We start from the raw sequence: 17,309 nt of genomic DNA, 5'->3' as shown, positions 1-17,309 counted from the left end.
AGTTGAGAGTTCGTTTTTCGTACTCTCAGCTACTCATGTGGGTTCAGGTTGGTTGGTTTGGAGACTGAGAGTTCCATTACTGAACTCTCAGTCTTTTTTCAAGGCGGTTTTGACGGTGAGAGTTCGATATCGTACTCTCAGCTTCCAGTGAGGGGGAGGTTGATTACATTGTAAGGGTACAGGTGGTGGAAGCCGGCCCTTGCATACTTCCCTCCCCTACAGCACCCGAGAAAGCTTGCGGTACATGCTCGGCGACAGCCCTTCCTGTTTGCGGAATTGCCGGCTGAAGTAGTGGATGTCGGGGCAGCCCGTGCGTTCGCCGACTTCTTCGACGGAGAGGTCGGTTTCACGGAGGAGTCGGCGAGCTTCGCGATGTCGAATTGAACGCAAAAATTCGCCCGGCGGCTGTCCAGCGACCTGTTTGAATAGCTTTGCAGCGTGATCCTCATTCATGAGCAGCAAATCGGCTAGCCGTTTGTTGCTCCACGCCTCGGCTAGCGAGGACTCCATCTGCTTCATGAGCGACACGAGGCGCTGACCGTGAACCGTATCGGCCGCACGCTGATGGAGCGTGGAACGCGAGCGCTGCAGCTGCGACAAAATGTTGAGCATCAGCGCCTTGCAAGCCAGCTCGTATCCGGGAGGACGCGTAGTGAATTCCTCGACCAATTGCTCCATGAGCTGCACGCAGAGCAGGGAGGGGGTATAAATAATTTGCTCCGACAGTGGCGGGAAGGTCTCATTCGTTGCCTCTCGGCAAAACTTCTCCGCCAGAGGATGCGCCTCATTCACAACCATATCCTCGTCAGAGCCAACCTCCAGTTCATCGAAATAGTCGAAGTGGATGCCGAGAAATTGGGCGTTTGGCTGGGAGACGACCTCATTCTGATGGAACAGCCCCGCTGGCAGGTAGATTAGCTGTCCGGCTTTCCATTCGTAGCGCGTTTCCCCAATCGTCGTCGCGGCTTCGCCTTGGCTGACATATAGAATTTCATAGTCGTAGAGCCTTCGTCTTGGCAGCTTTCCGGGGGGAAGGCTCTGATATTTGGCATAATGGATGCTTGGCGACCACTCGCGAAAATGGGCGTAAGCAAGTTGACGACGATCTTCTGCATGCAGCTGCTCCATCTGAACGAACCTCACTCTTCATCAGCGGATATGATCTCGGAAAAGTTCAAATTATATCTGTTTCCGCTAAATATTTTTTGCGCAATTTCTACTATACTTTGATTATTGTTGGCAGTTTCATTATAAATGATCAGGTTCAAGCAATAAACAGGAAAAATACAAATCACTTAGGAGGCAAGCCTGATGAAAAAGGGAGTTAACATTTGGTCTTTTCCACAAGGGACGACGATTGCCGAATCGATACGCATTGCCAAAGACGCTGGATTCGAAGGAATCGAGCTGTCCTTGAACGAAACGGGCGAGCTTAGTCTGGAAGCTACGGAGCAAGAGGTTCGCGACATCAAGTCTCAATTAGAGCAGGCGGATCTTGAAATTTGCGGTCTTGCTACAGGTCTCTACTGGTCTTATTCCATGACAAGCGAATCGGCAGCTAACCGCACGAAAGCAATGGATATTACACGCAAGCAATTGGAGCTTGCTGCATCTTTTGGCGTCGATACCATCTTGGTTATTCCGGGAGCAGTAGGCGTTGATTTCATACCGGATAGCGAAGTAGTCGACTACGAGCGTGCTTACGATCGCGCGCTTGAATGTATCAGCACACTGTCTTCGGATGCTAAGGCGGCGGGCGTTTCTATCGGGATCGAGAACGTGTGGAACAAGTTCTTGCTTTCCCCGCTTGAGCTGCGGACCTTCATCGACACCGTTAATTCCGATTACGTCGGCTCCTACTTTGACGTAGGTAATGTTGTAGCCAACGGATATCCGGAGCAATGGGTGCGCATTCTGGGCAACCGAATCAAGAAAGTCCATTTCAAAGACTACCGCAGACAAGCGGGCGGATTGCACGGGTTTGTTGATCTGCTTGCCGGCGACGTGAATTATCCTGCAGTAGTGGAGGCGCTTCGCGCCATCGACTACAACAACTATGTCATTGCAGAGATGATTCCGGGCTACACCCATCATGGTGAGCAAATCATTTACAACACATCCCGCGCGATGGATGCCATCCTGGGACGAGGCAACAACTAAAAGGAGGAAGCAGCATGATTAAGGTAGGTCTGATCGGCTTTGGTTTTATGGGACGTATGCATTTTGACAACTATACGCGGCTTATGGCGGAAGGCGCGCCGGTTCAATTGAAGGCCATTTGCGATGTGCGCATCGAGGAATTGAAGGACGGCAAAGCAATCGGAAATATCGCGACCAATCAAGAGCTGTATAACCTTGATCCGTTCAATCTGTATACCGATATTGAAGAAATGATCGCGAGCGAAGATTTGGATATGATCGATATCACGCTGCCGACAGGGCTTCACGCCGATATTACGATCAGCATGCTGGAGAAAGGCTATCACGTTATGTGTGAGAAGCCGATTGCTCGCACCGCTGAGGATGCTTGGCGAATGGTAGCGACTGCGGAACGTACAGGCAAGAAGTTGATGATCGGTCAATGTCTGCGTTTCTGGCCAGCCTATGAATATGCGAAAGCATGCATCGAAGATGGACGTTATGGCAAGCCGCTTGGCGGCTCATTCTTCCGCGGCTCAGGCCTGCCGGCTGAATGGTTCCTTGATGGCAGCAAGAGCGGCGGCTGCCTGCTGGACATGCACATTCATGATACAGACATGGTTCACTGGCTGTTTGGCGTGCCGGATAAGGTATCCACAATGGCTCGCAATGTTATTCCGGGCAGCGCGTATGATATCGTATCGACGCATTATGTGTACGACAGCGGTCTTGTACTGAATGCACAAGCGGATTGGACGCTTCGCGGCGATTTTGGCTTCGAAATGAACTACCGCATTAATTTCGAAGGCGGGAACCTCATCTTCGCCGACAATAAAGTGAAGGTCAATCCAAATGAAGAACCGAGCTTCGTAGCTGAGCTGTCCGATGATATGGGCTACTACTTCGAAATCCGTTCCTTCATTGACTCGTTGGCCAATGATAAGCCGATTACGGTATGTACGCCGGAGAGCGCAGCGCGCACGCTGGATATCATTGAAGCAGAGCAGAAGTCGGCAGATGCCGGCGGTACGTTCATCTCCCTATAGCATGACGAAAGCCGCATCCCTCAACCGGGTGCGGCTTTTTTGTAACGCTATACGCTTCTCCGTCGTAAGGGCGGCAACAGCCGTTGCACCTTATCCGATCGAGTAATTGACCCACTCCCCCTGCACGCCGCCCATCTTGTCAAAGAAGCACTGCGCTCTGGTGTTATCCTTCGCCGTAATCCACGACATACGCGCGTAGCCGAGATCATGGGTGTAGCGCTGACAGGCTAGGAACAACTGCGATTCCACCTGCGTATCTCTGTAGGGCTCCATGACATAGAGGTCGTTCATAACGGTGATCCGTTCGGCTTTCATGGTGCTATATGTAAAATAGAGCGTGGCGAAGCCGACCATCTCTCCATCTTTAATGGCTACGAACTGAATCCCTTCTTGTTTCTCGAGCAGGGTTTGAATCAATTGACGGACAACACGATCCCCCGGCCATGCCTTCCGATAGAAGTTCACGATATAATTATGCATCAAGGCTGCTAGGCCGTTAACATCCTCGAACTCTACATTGCGTACTACGAGTGACATTGTTGATCCTCCTTTATAATCTTTATACGGATAATTATATGACAACGTGTATAAATATACAACAAGGTTTATGAAATTTTAACATGACCCGGGAGAATCAACTGTTCATTTCGCAAACGCAAAACTGCACCGGCGAAAATGATCTCATAATCAGCAATAATCACTAAAATTCCACAAAAAGCGCAAACGATTGCGCGAATCTTTGAGAGGAAAAACGGTATTTCGCGAAAATCGCCAATGATTTTCCTTAATGGATATCATTGACTGTAAAGCGTTTTCATAATAAGATAAAGGCAATGAACCACGCTAACTTATGGCAAATTTAAGGGCAATGCTTTCCGGACTTCAATAGTAAGAAGCGGAACAACCCGGCTATCTCTTCCTTCAGGGGATAGCTCTTTTTTATCGGCAGAAAGGGGGTTTTACGGGCATTTGTGCAAACGTTTGCGCGATTATTCGAACTTTGAACGACTCAGCTAGCACAGCATCGTCAGTCATTTTAACTTAGGAGGCTATTTAATGATAACCACGATAGGCAAACGCGGGAACCGTATTGGGGCACTTCTTCTATCCATTCTTTTGGTTGTACAGCTTGTTGGCATCTTTCCGCAGCAAGCAAATGCAAACGCTGTCAACGAAACGGAATCAGCGATTCAAGCGGATACCTTCTTAGAGCAGCCCGGCGGCGACCACAAGTGGGTTGTAGTCGGTTCTTTCCAAGGCTGGAGCAACGACTCGACCGCGACGCAGATGAAGCATCTCGTTGGTGAGTATTACGCGTACTCCACTGTGCTGGATGCAGGCCAGTACGCCTTTAAAGTCGTGCGCCAAGGCACGTGGGACGGTTATTCCAATAACGGTAATAACATCGAATTCACGTTGACTGAGCAGACGAAAGTCAATTTCTATCTCAACGACGAGCTGGGTCAAGTGCGTATCAGCCTGCCAAACGTAACCGGTGCACAGCAATATACACCCGCGCTCAATGCAGCGGAGTGGCCGCGGCTTGTCGGCAGCATTCAATCCGTATTCGGTGAATCCCAATGGGCACCGGATCAGGCGAAGCAGCTGTTCGTGGATTATCATTTCGACGGATCGGTTTATAAGCTTCAGCGCACGCTTCCGGCTGCACGCTATGAAATGAAAGTCGTGCAGGGGAATAACTGGGATGCCAGCAATTATGGAGCTGGCGGCGACAACTTCATCCTACAAACGCTGGATCCCGCAGATGTGACATTCACCACCGTACTCGCGGATCGCACGATTACTACGAACTATAAACCGGCAGACAGCCAATTCGACGGAATGATTCACCGCGATAAGCTGGTATTTGACTCCCGTTCGGTTACCTACAAGAAACCGTTTGGCGCGATCAAAGAAGGTAGCGAGGACGTAACACTCCGCATCGCTACTGAAGCAGGCGACGCACAAGTGGTGCGCGTCGAGCTGAGCAATCCGCAAGGACTGGCTTCCGCGTTCGATATGCGCAAAGCGACTTCTTTTGACGAGAAGGATTATTGGGAAGTAACGATTCCGGCTTCCGCGTTCCTGGGGATCGGCGTGTGGGGCTACAAATTCATTCTGATCGACGGACCTGCGAAAGTGGAGTACGGCGATGACGGATCACGCGGCGGCAGCGGCGCTTCTGCGGATGAAGGCGTACTGCCTTACGATTTGACGGTGTATGACAAAGATTTCACGACGCCGGATTGGATGAAGAATGCGGTTGTTTATCAAATCTTCCCGGATCGTTTCTTTGATGGCGATCCATCCAACAACCGCGCTAAGATCGTGGACGGCTACCGCGGCGGCGCAGCTCTTCCGGGCGAGACATTGACGGCAAAGAACGGCCATAAGCTGCAATATTTTGATGGCGGCGTAACGAATGATCCGGCACCGAATCAGGTTTGGGGTTCATGGGACGATGTGCCGGAGAATCCGGACCGGACGACACCTGAGCAGCAGCCGTATTTCCCCGATGCAGCTTCGGATGGGCTGTGGACGAATGAGTTCTACGGCGGCGATATTGCGGGCGCGTCACAGAAGCTGGATTATTTGAAGTCCATTGGCGTCAATGTCATCTACTTCAATCCGGTTGCATGGGCGGCTTCAAATCACAAATATGATGCGACGGATTACAAGCATTTGGATCCGATGTTCGGAGAGCCGGTCTACAACACACCGGGAAACCCGGCTTCGGGACTTGATTATGAAGCAACGCGCGTTGCTTCCGACCGTATATTCACGGCTTTCACGAAGAAAGCAAGCGAAATGGGCATCAAGCTGATCGTAGACGGCGTGTTCAACCATGTCGGCGATGACTCGATTTATTTTGACCGCTATGAGAAATATCCGGAGATCGGCGCTTACGAATTCTGGGCTAAAGTGTACGACAAAGTGAATAAGGACGGCGCAACGCTTGAAGCCGCCAAGCAGCAGACAATCAACGCGTTCACTGCACAGGTTAACCCTGCTACAGGGGGGCATTATGCGTATCCGAATGATTTTGACTTTACAACTTGGTTTACCGTTTCCAACGAGCAAGTAGACGGTCACTACAAATACGAAGGCTGGTGGGGTTACGATTCCTTACCGGTTGTGGATGCACCGCAAGCAGCAGCCGGCGATGCAGATGCCCTGCAAGGCAATCATGAGTGGAACGTGCAAGGGTATCGCGATCTCGTTATCGGTCATGACCTTAGCGGCAAAACAGACGAAGACGCAGAGGCCTTGATGCAAAATGCGAACTCGCAGCGCTGGGAGTGGATGGGTGCGAACGGCTGGCGCCTTGATGTTGCGCCGGACGTATCCTCGGGTACATGGCAGCAGTTCCGCAAAGCGGTGAAATCGACAGCCGGCCGCGTGGACAGCAATGGCAACACCATTCCGGATCCGATCATTCTGGGCGAAGAGTGGGGCGTTGCCACTCGCTTCCTGCTTGGCGATCAGTTCGACTCCGTGATGAACTACCGATTCCGCGGAGCTTTGCAAAGCTTCATCATCAGCGGCAATGCGGCACAGTTCAATGATGCATTGGAGTCCATACGCGAGGATTACCCGTCAGAAGCATGGCAAGTGATGCTGAATCTCGTGGATTCCCATGATACGATTCGTTCCATTACGAAGTATGACAAACCGGAATGGGAAGAAGAGCATTTGGCCATTGCGCCGGATGCTTCGGACAAAGCGCTCCAGATGCAAGCGCTAACGGCGATTTTCCAACTGGGCTACCCGGGTGCACCTACGATCAACTATGGCGATGAGGTAGGTTTGACCGGCACGAAGGATCCGGATTCCCGCCGTACCTTCCCATGGGAGCGCGTTTCCGGTTCCGATGGCGAGTATGCGGGAGTAGGGAAGTACGCAACTTTATTCGATACGTATCAGAAAGCAGCCAACATCCGTGAGGACAATGAAGTATTCCGCACAGGCGAGTTGAAGACGGCCTACAACCAGGGCGATATCATTGCTTATGCCCGCAAGACGGACAATCAAGCGGGACTTGTCGTGGTGAATCGCGGCACGACAGATGCAACCATCCAAGTCAATGTAGCGGGGTTCTTGCCTGAAGGAATTACGCTGGCAGATCGGCTTGGCAGCGAAATGGAAAGTACAGTCACAGGAGGTACCCTCGCAATTACCGTGAAAGCGATGAGCGGTTTGATGATGACCTCGACTACAGAGCTCGTTACTGTGCCGCAGGTGCAGCACGTTGCAGCGTCAGGCGGTAACGGCGCAGTTACACTGACATGGGATGCGGTTCAAGGTGCAGCGGGCTACAACGTGTACCGCGCGGCAATCGAAGGCGCTGAGCTGCAATTGGCCGGCGAAGCAGAAGGAAACACATGGTCCGATGTGAACGTGGAGAATGGGAAGAAGTACTATTATACGGTGACTGCCGTTACGGGCAGCGGGGAGAGCCTGCTGAGCGAGTATGCATCGGCTACGCCTTCTTTTGCAGTGAACGGGGTAACGATTACGCAGCCATCCAGCCCGGTTACGCTTGGCGCAGGTCACAAAACCACCGAAATCCAAGTTACGATCGACATTCCTGGACTTACCGATAACGCAGACTACGCTGGCAGCGAAGCGCCGAATCTGATTGCGCGCCTTGCCTATTACAAAGAAGGCTCAAGCAAAGCCGATGCGGTAGAAACAAAACTGCGCTATAAACAGGACACGCAAGATGGGAAGAAAGTATACTGGGCAGCGTTTGAGCCAATTGAAGCAGGTGCCTACGATTACTTCGCCAAAGTCTCCAGCGATAATGGGGATACGTTCACGGAGTCCGAGCAGCAACGTGTTGACGTACATGCAGACAGCAGCGACACGACGGCGCCGGAAGCCCCCGTGCTCGCGGATATTACGATAGAGTCGAACCGCGTTCAATTGAACTGGACTGCGGCAGCGTCTGAGGAAGCAGCCCATCATTATGAGGTGTATCGCAAGAAAGCGGACTCGGAGTTTATTCGTATTGCCGCGGTAGACAACACGGCTTCATCGTATGTGGACTTTACGGTCAGCAATGATACGGCTTATACGTACACAGTAGCAGCGGTGGACAGCGCTTATAATCGCGGTTATTCCGATGCGAAATCGGTTACGCCGAAGCTGGTCATGGTGGATGTGAAACTGCGCGTTCATCTGCCAAGCTACACGCCGGTTCAAGATGATATCTACTTGGCAGGCGATCTTAACGGGTGGAATGCCTCCGGCAATAAGCTGAATGTGCCAAGCGGTGCAACGACGCGCGATGTGGTGGAATACAGCTTCAAGATGATGGCGGGCAAATCGATTCAATACAAATATACACGCGGAGCATGGTCGACTGAGGCGTTTACTTCGCATACGCGCAAGGCCAATGATACCGAGGATGCCGGCAATTACGCTTACTCCTCGACAGATACGAACATGCAGCTGACGATCAAGAACCAAGGCGGCAACACGATGGTTGTGGACGATTACGTGCTGCGCTGGGTGGATATGCCGATGATCGTGACCATGCCGCGTATCTCTTACGGTGATGACATTGCCTATACGACGGATGAAGATGCGTTTACGCTAAAAGCAAACGTGCCTTATGGTGTGAACTTCACCATCAACGGTAAGCCGATTGATGCCGCTGATATGGATGCAGCGGGGAATGTGCTTATCGAGAACTTGCCGCTTGCAGTGGGCACTAATAACTTTACGCTTCATATTGAGCCGAGTGCGGAAACATTGGCGCTGCCGTGGTACACCGATGCAGGCCGTGCCGGTCAAGCGACGAAGACGCTTAAACTTACGATTACAAGAGAAGGCGATATTACGCCGCCTTCTTCCGGTGGATCGGGATCTGCAACAGTCAACGACGATAGCAAAAAAATGTCGCCATCGGAATTGAAAGCTGCAATCAGCAAAGCAACGGGCAGCAAAGTGATGATCGACACGGAAGGCAAGGGTCAATTGGTATTGCCGCTTAACACGGCAGAGCTTCTTGGTGACAAATCACTGGAAGTGAACCAAGGCGATGTTAAAATCGGTGTCCCGACTGATGTCTTGAAGGAACTGACTAAGCAAGGCGACAACGCGACCATCGGCGGCAGTCAAATTGCACTTCATGTGCAGCCGCTAAGCGAGCAAGCAAAACAAGCACTCCTGGCTAAAGCCGAGCAAGGAAGTACGACAGAGCTGACCGCGGCGTCGGACATTTACGATTTCCGCCTCGCGCTTGTAGATGCGGTCGGCAAGGAAACGGCTGTATTGAGTAAGTTTGCAGAACCGCTCACGCTTACCTTCAAGGTGAAGGATAGCGCCAATACGAAGCTGATCGGCGTCTACTATATCGCCGATAATGGTCAGCTTGAGTTTGTTGGCGGCAAGCTGAATGAAGACGGCACAATGACCGTCCGGATTTCCCACTTCTCGAGCTATGCTGTGCTGGAGTTCAAGAAGCACTTCGCTGATGTGTCCGCTGCTCACTGGGCATCGTCGATAATCGGTGAACTGACGGCGAAGCATATTATGAATGGCACGAGCGCGGATCGTTTCGAACCAAGCCGCAGCATTACGCGTGCCGAATTCGCAGCGTTGCTCGTTCGTGCACTGGAGCTCAATGCGACGAAGCCTGCCGCGTTCGCAGACGTAGCAGCCGGCGCTTGGTATGCGCCTGCAGTGGCGGCTGCAGCTGAAGCGGGCATCGTAAACGGCCGAGGTGCATCGGCGTTCGCGCCGAATGGCACGATTACGCGTGAAGAGATGGCCGTCATGCTCATGCGTGCTTATGAAGTGAAGCACGGCAAGCTGGCAGCCGATCACGCTGCCGAACTGAAGAACTTTTCCGATATGAGTGCCATCAGCAGCTGGGCTGCAGCATCGATCGGGGCGGCGAAGGAGCTGGGCTTCATTGAAGGCAAGACAGGCGGCAGCTTCGAGCCGCAAGGACATGCAACGCGCGCAGAAAGCGCGAAAGTGATTTACAAGCTGCTTGAGGCATAGTCTGGCCAATCTGGCCTGGTCGCTTCTATATGAAGAAACCTGCTTCCCGTTATGGGGGCAGGTTTTTTTACTATACAAATCTCGCAATCAACCGGTAAATAGTCCATTGACGGGGTCCAACCGTCGTGCCTCTTCAAATGTCTCATTCATACGATGGTACTACGACAACGTATGACCACTTCCGCGCCGGAGCAGCTGTCCCGGCAGCTGACGGATGCAGGGAGAGAGGACAGCATGAGGATATTGTTGGCTACCTTTTGGCAGGTTCCGCATGTTGGCGGCGTTTGGAAGTACATGACGCAGCTGAAACAGCGGCTCGAGCTGATGGGGCATCAAGTGGACCTGCTCGGCAACGGTCCCGATAAAGTTCATATGCCGGGATCGAACAAGGAGATTGCCAAAGAAACGCTTCGTCCTCTGATCGCTGCCAAGCTGAGCGCGTCTCGTGTTCCTCAGATCCACGTGGATCCTTATGTGATGCATTGCGAATTTGAGCGCTATTATTTGGAATTGGCGGCTGCTTATTTCGGGCTTGAATACTATGACATTATCCATACCCATGATATATTCGCGGCCAGGGCGCTTGGGCGGGTGAAATCCCCGAGGACGGCGCTTGTTGCGCATGTCCATGGTTCCGTAGCGGTGGAAGTGACAATGAATTATCGTTTAAATCCCCGGTTAGGCGTAGCGGAGAACTCGCCGGCTTGGAATTATTTTAACGGGATCGAGCATTACGGTTCGACATCGGGCGATGTAACGGTAACGGCGAATAACTGGCAGAAGCAGCTGTTAGTGAATTCGTTCGGAGTGCCGGAAGCGCGAATAAGGGTGTTCCCGTATGGCCTGGATATCGACGAATTCGAGCGGCAGGCAAGTAAAGGAACGACGATGCAGCGCCAACCGGGCAAGAAAATCATCATCTGTCCCGCCCGCCTGTCGTTCGTCAAAGGAATCGACATCCTCATCACTGCGCTGGGCATTCTGAAATGGACACGCCAGGACTGGGTGTGCTGGGTTGTCGGGGATGGAGAACAGCGGGCAGAGCTTGAGAAGCTAACGGCAGCTCTTCAACTCCAGCATAATGTCCTGTTTTTGGGGGTGCGGGATGACATCCCCGGACTGCTTCGGATATCCGATATTTTCGTTCATTCCTGCATCCAAGACAATCAGCCCTTCTCTTTGATGGAGGCGCAGGTGGCGGGGCTGCCTGCCTTGGTATCGACAGCAGGCGGATTGCCCGAGATGGTCGAGCATGACGTGACCGGTCTAATCTCCCCCGTGCGGGATTCGGTTAAGCTGGCGGAACAATTGGGGCTGCTGCTCGCAAATGACAGTCTCCGGGAACAGCTTGGACATAACGCGAAATTATGGGGCACCGCCCATTGGTCGATGGACAGGATGGTGGAACAGGTATTGGACGTCTATCAATCCGTTATGAAGAAGTAACAGTTGAGAAGTGAGGTGGGAACCTATGCCGAATGAGCGATTCATGGTGAAGGGCGATTTGTACAACCGTATATTTGCCGATCAAACGCCGGATCCCGGGGTCATCGTGGACTATGAGGTGTGGAACCGAATATTAGCCGGGCTTAGGCTGGCGAATGGCTATAAGCTGCCGGATTGGCATGTGCTGTCAACGATGGTGGACAACCAGCAGAAACCGTAACAAGAAAAAGGGCTATCCGATAAGGATGCCCTTTTCTCATCATAGAAGAAGTTTCACTCTACGCTACTCTACTCGTCACGGAGCGCGATACCCTGAAAAATCTCTTTCCACAGCAGGTCGTTCCCATGCCAGATTTCCTCATTAGGCAATTGAATGGCGCATACATGAGGCAAGGGCCAGTGCTGCTCGACGATACCGCTCACCGGGGCGTGATTCACAACCAGCAGACGATAGCTGCCTGCTACCATGGACGAGAGAACGTCGGTCAGTTCCTTCGTTTGCTCGATTGTCGCCTCCGTACGAATGAATAGAATGTCGTCGCTCAAAGCGGCCTTTTCCAGGAAGCGGGCGACCCTGCGGTCGTATTTGGCTTTTACCTCGGGGTAAGCGTTCAATTCCGGCGGAAAATTGTTGTGTGTGTAGAAGTCATGGTTCGAGAACACATTGTATTCGTTCTCTTTGACATAATACAGCTTCTCGCTGGCTTTGCTGATGACCTCCAGATGGCTGTAATCCATGAAGCGGGCGAAGCGGTTGCGAAGCAGTCTTGAGACGTCGGAGAGGTTCTGCGATTGCATCCAATCCAGCGGACCTGCGAATGGCCGAATCTCATTTAGCTCCATTTGGATTGCCGGCAAACAAAGATCGCCAAGGCTGTAGATGGCGTCGTAGCTCCCCTTCAAGTCTACGAGTTGCATCGTCCACACATCCTTCCTTTCGTAGATAGAGTCTATTTATTTAATGCTCGTGATAGGGAATCTGCTTGGACAAATGGACGAGTAACCCTCGTTTTTGGGTGGCTGTTCGGGGCGGTTTGGCCCTTACGTTTGCCTCAGCTTCTCATACGATAATAGAAGGAAGACGTGCGGAGGAGGGAATACATGGCTATATTTCGGCTGGATGCCGCTGCTTTTGCGAGAATTGATTGCCGGTTTATTGAATCCGTGTCATGGTCCATCGTCAATGACGGCGCAGAAGTATTCGATTGCCTCGTGCACGTCTATAACAACGGGATCTTATTTTATGAGACGCTGCAGGAGATGGAGTCACGAAGACAGATTGAGTTGCCCCCGCTCACGCCAAGTTACGCGCCGTTCAGTCTGCTGATTGTGACGAACTATTCGACGCATAAGCCGATGCGCATTAAAGCCGTCCTTCGTAGTCAAGGAACTGTAATCGCGACATTAACGGAAACGGACTTCGATCGGCTGGATTGAGGGGATGAAATCGTGGGATAGATGGATGGCCGGAGGAGGTGGAACAAGTCGGTGAATGTGCTGTTTGTCTACTACCTGCCAAGCGGAGGCATGGACACGCTGAACCGAATGAGGTGCAAGGCGCTTCGAGAATTCGGGGTGTACGGGCATTGCCTGTATTACAAGTGGGGGGCCGGTTTGCAAAATAGGGACGGCACTTCGGATGTGCACATTACGGATAGCGATATCGCAATTAAGCAGCTGATCGATGCATGCCGCTACGAAGCTATAGTCGTCACGACTGACCATAAGAGCCTCCTGCGTTTCCGGATGCTCGGCTATTATGGGAAGCTCATTTACGAGATTCAAGGTTATGGCCCCAAAGAGGATGCAAGGCAGGCGCTCACGGCGGCCTCGCCGATTATTGAGGCACATGCAACAGCGCTGCTTAATCCACGCACACCGCATATTGCCGCGATTTTCCGCGAAATGTTCCCGAATAAGCTTCAATTTCACTTCAATAATGGCTTTGACGCTGCCGCGTTCTCGTATCGGCCGCATCGCTTGCTCTTAACGGATGCATCTCCAATTATGGCTTGGCTCGGGAGGATGGAGGATAACAAAAATTGGCGCGAGTTTCTGCAGATCGGCTATCATCTATCGTTTACGTATCCGAACCTGCGATTGTGGATGTTTCATGATACCCAATTGGCTGATCCCGAGGAGTGGCAAGCATTCGAACGGCTTGTAGGCGAGCTTGGACTTTCGGGCCGCTTGACTCTGAGATCCAATGTTCCGCATAGCGAGATGCCGGACTGCTTCTCGATCATCGGAGATTCCGGCGGATTCTTATGCTCTACCTCCAAAGTAGAAGGAGCACCATACGCGGTTCTGGAGGCGATGAGCTGCAGATGTCCGGTGCTGACAACCGATTCGGACGGCGTATCCAATTCGATCACGCACAATAGAACGGGAAAATATTACACGCTAGGCGATATACCGGAGGCGCTGAGGGAAGCGCGAGAGCTTATGGAGAACACGGAGCTGCGCGAACGAATCCGCACGGAAGCAATGAGCTTCGTGCATGTGGAATTTTCTCTTCTGAAGTATGGTCAACATTTCTTGCAAATGCTGCAAACCATTTAAGCATAAGAAAGGGATGTTCGTATGAAATACACGGATAAAAGCAGTGCAGACGTCGGCAGCTTCGAGCCCATCCTCGTCGGTCCCGAACAGCTTGTCCTCACTTCTTTGCAGCTCGGTTCCATCTCGCCGGGCGACCGATTGGTGCTGCGGTTCGAGCTAGGGTGGGAGAACCCGGATATTGCGAACTGGGACTCGGGTGAGATGGAGATTCTGCTGCGAGAGGACGGTCCGGACGGCTTGGTTGTCTATTGGAATCTGGAGTCCTGCTTCATGAAAGGCAGAACGAAAGAACAGCTGACCTTTGTCGGAACAGTTCCGCAGCGGCGTTATTACTTGACCGTCCGATCAAATGATACGCGTGCGCGGATTACGGGACCGTACTCCCTTCAAGGATCCGTATATGCGCCGTAAAAGAAACCAGCCCCGTTCGCCGCTCTGATCGCCTTCAGAGCCGTGAATGGGGCTGTTGTTATTTTGCCGAAACTGCTTGAGGAGTTTCGTTTCACGATTCCGTCCAGTAGCGGTACGTTTCGCCGACTCCGCGCTCTATGCCGGTGACCGGCTCCCATTGCAGCGCGTGCCGTGTTCGCTCGCATGACAGGCAGCTATGCATAATATCGCCCGGTTTGGCCGGACGATAGAGCACCTCGATTTCGTTTGGGTGAAGCTCTTGAAGCAGCTCCGCTAAGTGACTTATGGCTGTCCGAAGACCGGTGCTTACATGCAGAGTTTCATTATTGCCGAGTGCAGCTGCAGCCATGTTGGCCGATACGACATCGTCTACATAGATGAAATCCCGTGTCTGAAGACCTTCTCCGTTAATCATCAGAGGCAGCCCCTTCACCGTTCTCTCGATAAAGTTCGCGATGACACCGCCTTCGCCTTTGGCCGTTTGACCGGGTCCATATACGTTGCCGTAGCGAAGAATCGTATACCCCAGTCCATAGAAACGGCTATAGAGGCGGATATAGCGTTCAGCTGTCAGCTTGGACATCGCGTAGAACGAAATCGGATCCGTGGGATCTTGTTCGGTGATGCGCTCTCTTTCTAAATTGCCGTATACCCCTGAGGTGGAGGCGAAAATCATTTTGCGAACGCCGGCCGTTATACAGGCTTCAAGCATATTAATTGTACCTCCGACATTAATCGAGGCATCTCTGCTTGGATGCGCGATAGAACGCTGAACATCCGCTTGCGCGGCGAGATGATAGACGACGTCGGGTTTGACGGACGCGATGATTCGTTTTGCTCTTCCGAATCGAACATCTTCTATATGAAGGACCGCTTTCGGATCTACCCGTTCCATTGAGCCTGACGAGAGGTTGTCAATGACATGAACGTCCGCTCCGCGTTCGATTAAACCTTTTACGAGATGCGAGCCGATAAAACCGGCCCCTCCTGTTACAACCACTTTCATGCGCCTGTTCCTCCCGCGATGGAATCCCGATGTTTTATCGTACGCATGGATCCGGAAATCCGCATGGGGCACAAGCCTTGCGGCGCTGCTGATTTTTATCCGGAATCCGGTTTATTCTATGTCCTCGTCACGGTATAATAGGCTCGAAGTGAGGATTATTCAGCATGATTGCTTAGCAAGAAGGAGCGGTTAAATGCCTATATACAATAAGCTTGTTCGCGACCGTATTCCGGAAATCATCGCAAACAACGGCAAGACTTGCACGGCCCGTATTCTGGATGAAGCTTCGTATCATGCGGCACTGCGCCTTAAATTATCGGAGGAGCTTCATGAGTATTTGGAGGCGGAGGATAACGAGAGCGCAATGGAAGAGTTGGCCGATATCCTGGAACTTCTTCATGCGCTATCCAATGTTCATGGCTTCGATGCCGAGCAGTTGGAAACGATAAGAGCGGAGAAATCCGCAAAGCGCGGCGGGTTTAACGAGCGAATTTATCTGGAGGCTGTACAAGAAGCTTAGTTCACGTAGTGATTCGAAAATCATGAGGAGGATCCAGCAATGTCCCAAGAACAATTAAAGCTTGCTAAAGAAAAGTTCGATCGTGATGGCTATGCCGTCTATCCGGATGTTCTCGATGCATCATTGATTCGGGAAGCCCAGCAGCATGTGGAGTGGCTGATGGAGAAGAACCCGGGGCTTCGCCCGGAGAACCTGGGTCACACGTTATTGGCGGATGATCCGTTCTGGCTGCGTCTGGTCGGGGATGATCGGCTGCTAGATATTGCAGAGCAGTACATTGGTCCGGATATCGCCTTGTTTGCTTCCCACTATATTAGTAAGCCGCCATTCGATGGGCGCCCTGTTCTCTGGCATCAAGATGGCAGCTACTGGCCCCTTGAGCCGATGAATGTAGTCACTTTGTGGCTCGCGGTCGATGACTCCCTGCCTGAGAACGGCTGTCTGCGAGTGATCCCGGGCACGCAAACGATGGAGCTTCAAGAAATGAAGGCCAACACGACAACGGCGAATGTTTTGGAATCCGAAGTGGATCCTGCGCTGGTTGAAGAGGAGAAGGCGGTTGATCTCATCTTGCGTGCAGGCGGCGTGTCCGTTCATCATCCCAGCATCATTCACGGTTCTGAAGCCAATCACTCGCCGCTGCGTCGCTGCGGCTTAACGATTCGCTATATCCCGACGAGCACGTTAATTAAAGTGCCGCAATGGCCTTCGGCTTTCTTGCTGCGAGGCAAAGCAGTTCCCGGCATCAATGATTACTTGCCGTTCCCTAAATTTGATGAAGCTCGTCACATGCCGTTTCAAGGCAGTGAAGAATGGAAATAATGCAAGACGGAAAGCCATGGATGACGCGCGCTTGTTCATGCAGGCGCGCGATTTTTATGGGTTATATGAAATGTAAAATAATACCTGTTGCAACCCCGTAGACAATCATGGTATATTCTAATTCCGCCGCTGAGAGATACAGGGACGCGGTGCTCGAGACAAAAACAAGTTGAAAAATAAAGCTTGCAATTATGTTTCGGAATGTGCTAATATCTAATTCTGGGTCAACAAACCAGAACATGAAATTTGTTCTTTGAAAACTGAACAATGAGCGACCAGTCAAATGGTCATAAATCGCGAAACGAACGTTTCGCAAAGCTAGTTTTTTGAATGAGCTACCAAG

General features: G+C 51.8%; 15 protein-coding genes. 10 read left to right on the top strand and 5 right to left on the bottom strand.

Features of this window, described 5'->3' with window-relative positions:
• Positions 1-216: 216 nt before the first annotated feature.
• Positions 217-1,128 carry an AraC family transcriptional regulator gene (locus I8J30_RS29485; RefSeq protein WP_210664025.1) on the bottom strand — a complete coding sequence of 304 codons (912 nt, stop codon included), beginning with the start codon at positions 1,126-1,128 and terminating at the stop codon, positions 217-219.
• A 183-nt stretch (positions 1,129-1,311) separates the two neighbouring features.
• Here I8J30_RS29485 and I8J30_RS29480 point away from each other — a divergent pair, with 183 nt between their 5' ends.
• On the top strand, positions 1,312-2,160 hold the full coding sequence (locus tag I8J30_RS29480) for a sugar phosphate isomerase/epimerase family protein (protein ID WP_210664024.1): 849 nt from the start codon (positions 1,312-1,314) through the stop codon (positions 2,158-2,160).
• 14 nt (positions 2,161-2,174) lie between these two features.
• Positions 2,175-3,185: a Gfo/Idh/MocA family protein gene (locus tag I8J30_RS29475; protein ID WP_210664023.1), complete on the top strand. Its 1,011-nt coding sequence runs from the start codon at positions 2,175-2,177 to the stop codon at positions 3,183-3,185.
• Between the two features lie 90 nt (positions 3,186-3,275).
• Here the strand turns inward: I8J30_RS29475 and I8J30_RS29470 are convergent, their stop codons facing one another.
• Positions 3,276-3,722, bottom strand: coding sequence for a GNAT family N-acetyltransferase (locus I8J30_RS29470; protein WP_091225641.1), 447 nt, complete (start codon positions 3,720-3,722; stop codon positions 3,276-3,278).
• Between the two features lie 519 nt (positions 3,723-4,241).
• On the opposite strand from I8J30_RS29470, the gene I8J30_RS29465 reads away from it, so the two are divergent.
• The 3 genes from I8J30_RS29465 to I8J30_RS29455 all read left to right on the top strand — a co-directional run bounded on the left by I8J30_RS29465 (position 4,242) and on the right by I8J30_RS29455 (position 11,865).
• Entirely contained in the window at positions 4,242-10,199 is a 5,958-nt protein-coding gene (locus I8J30_RS29465; RefSeq protein ID WP_210664022.1) for an alpha-amylase family glycosyl hydrolase, read from the top strand.
• A 234-nt stretch (positions 10,200-10,433) separates the two neighbouring features.
• On the top strand, positions 10,434-11,645 hold the full coding sequence (locus tag I8J30_RS29460; RefSeq protein ID WP_210664021.1) for a glycosyltransferase family 4 protein: 1,212 nt from the start codon (positions 10,434-10,436) through the stop codon (positions 11,643-11,645).
• A gap of 25 nt (positions 11,646-11,670) precedes the next feature.
• Positions 11,671-11,865, top strand: coding sequence for a hypothetical protein (locus tag I8J30_RS29455; protein ID WP_210664020.1), 195 nt, complete (start codon positions 11,671-11,673; stop codon positions 11,863-11,865).
• 68 nt (positions 11,866-11,933) lie between these two features.
• Here the strand turns inward: I8J30_RS29455 and I8J30_RS29450 are convergent, their stop codons facing one another.
• Positions 11,934-12,563 (bottom strand): DUF1796 family putative cysteine peptidase, encoded by a 630-nt coding sequence (locus I8J30_RS29450; RefSeq protein WP_210664019.1) that lies wholly within the window; start codon positions 12,561-12,563, stop codon positions 11,934-11,936.
• A gap of 183 nt (positions 12,564-12,746) precedes the next feature.
• On the opposite strand from I8J30_RS29450, the gene I8J30_RS29445 reads away from it, so the two are divergent.
• The 3 genes from I8J30_RS29445 to I8J30_RS29435 are packed head-to-tail and all read left to right on the top strand — an operon-like array spanning position 12,747 to position 14,618.
• Positions 12,747-13,082, top strand: a complete 336-nt coding sequence (locus I8J30_RS29445) for a hypothetical protein (RefSeq protein ID WP_210664018.1) — start codon at positions 12,747-12,749, stop codon at positions 13,080-13,082.
• Positions 13,083-13,133: 51 nt separating this feature from the next.
• A complete protein-coding gene (locus tag I8J30_RS29440) occupies positions 13,134-14,207 on the top strand; it encodes a glycosyltransferase family 4 protein (RefSeq protein ID WP_210664017.1) in 1,074 nt (357 codons plus the stop codon).
• Positions 14,208-14,228: 21 nt separating this feature from the next.
• Positions 14,229-14,618 carry a hypothetical protein gene (locus I8J30_RS29435; RefSeq protein ID WP_210664016.1) on the top strand — a complete coding sequence of 130 codons (390 nt, stop codon included), beginning with the start codon at positions 14,229-14,231 and terminating at the stop codon, positions 14,616-14,618.
• Positions 14,619-14,709: 91 nt separating this feature from the next.
• Here I8J30_RS29435 and I8J30_RS29430 read toward each other — a convergent pair whose 3' ends face one another.
• Positions 14,710-15,624, bottom strand: a complete 915-nt coding sequence (locus tag I8J30_RS29430; RefSeq protein ID WP_210664015.1) for an NAD-dependent epimerase/dehydratase family protein — start codon at positions 15,622-15,624, stop codon at positions 14,710-14,712.
• 193 nt (positions 15,625-15,817) lie between these two features.
• On the opposite strand from I8J30_RS29430, the gene I8J30_RS29425 reads away from it, so the two are divergent.
• Both I8J30_RS29425 and I8J30_RS29420 read left to right on the top strand, forming a co-directional pair.
• Positions 15,818-16,144, top strand: coding sequence for a nucleoside triphosphate pyrophosphohydrolase (locus I8J30_RS29425; RefSeq protein ID WP_210664014.1), 327 nt, complete (start codon positions 15,818-15,820; stop codon positions 16,142-16,144).
• 39 nt (positions 16,145-16,183) lie between these two features.
• On the top strand, positions 16,184-16,966 hold the full coding sequence (locus I8J30_RS29420; protein ID WP_210664013.1) for a phytanoyl-CoA dioxygenase family protein: 783 nt from the start codon (positions 16,184-16,186) through the stop codon (positions 16,964-16,966).
• Between the two features lie 61 nt (positions 16,967-17,027).
• Here the strand turns inward: I8J30_RS29420 and I8J30_RS29415 are convergent.
• The coding region (locus I8J30_RS29415) for a hypothetical protein (RefSeq protein ID WP_210664012.1) at positions 17,028-17,309 on the bottom strand (282 nt) is incomplete at its 5' end.

The organism is Paenibacillus lignilyticus (assembly GCF_017942085.1).
GTDB classification, from domain to species: domain Bacteria; phylum Bacillota; class Bacilli; order Paenibacillales; family Paenibacillaceae; genus Paenibacillus_Z; species Paenibacillus_Z lignilyticus.
Note: the sequence above shows the minus strand (reverse complement) of the source record. Positions and strands in the feature narration are given on the sequence as shown.

Bases quoted from the DNA above. Each gene is read 5' to 3' on its own strand.
- I8J30_RS29485 (WP_210664025.1), bottom strand. From the start codon at position 1,128: ATGGAGCAGCTGCATGCAGAAGATCGTCGTCAACTTGCTTACGCCCAT.
- I8J30_RS29480 (WP_210664024.1), top strand. From the start codon at position 1,312: ATGAAAAAGGGAGTTAACATTTGGTCTTTTCCACAAGGGACGACGATT.
- I8J30_RS29475 (WP_210664023.1), top strand. From the start codon at position 2,175: ATGATTAAGGTAGGTCTGATCGGCTTTGGTTTTATGGGACGTATGCAT.
- I8J30_RS29470 (WP_091225641.1), bottom strand. From the start codon at position 3,722: ATGTCACTCGTAGTACGCAATGTAGAGTTCGAGGATGTTAACGGCCTA.
- I8J30_RS29465 (WP_210664022.1), top strand. From the start codon at position 4,242: ATGATAACCACGATAGGCAAACGCGGGAACCGTATTGGGGCACTTCTT.
- I8J30_RS29460 (WP_210664021.1), top strand. From the start codon at position 10,434: ATGAGGATATTGTTGGCTACCTTTTGGCAGGTTCCGCATGTTGGCGGC.
- I8J30_RS29455 (WP_210664020.1), top strand. From the start codon at position 11,671: ATGCCGAATGAGCGATTCATGGTGAAGGGCGATTTGTACAACCGTATA.
- I8J30_RS29450 (WP_210664019.1), bottom strand. From the start codon at position 12,563: ATGCAACTCGTAGACTTGAAGGGGAGCTACGACGCCATCTACAGCCTT.
- I8J30_RS29445 (WP_210664018.1), top strand. From the start codon at position 12,747: ATGGCTATATTTCGGCTGGATGCCGCTGCTTTTGCGAGAATTGATTGC.
- I8J30_RS29435 (WP_210664016.1), top strand. From the start codon at position 14,229: ATGAAATACACGGATAAAAGCAGTGCAGACGTCGGCAGCTTCGAGCCC.
- I8J30_RS29430 (WP_210664015.1), bottom strand. From the start codon at position 15,624: ATGAAAGTGGTTGTAACAGGAGGGGCCGGTTTTATCGGCTCGCATCTC.
- I8J30_RS29425 (WP_210664014.1), top strand. From the start codon at position 15,818: ATGCCTATATACAATAAGCTTGTTCGCGACCGTATTCCGGAAATCATC.
- I8J30_RS29420 (WP_210664013.1), top strand. From the start codon at position 16,184: ATGTCCCAAGAACAATTAAAGCTTGCTAAAGAAAAGTTCGATCGTGAT.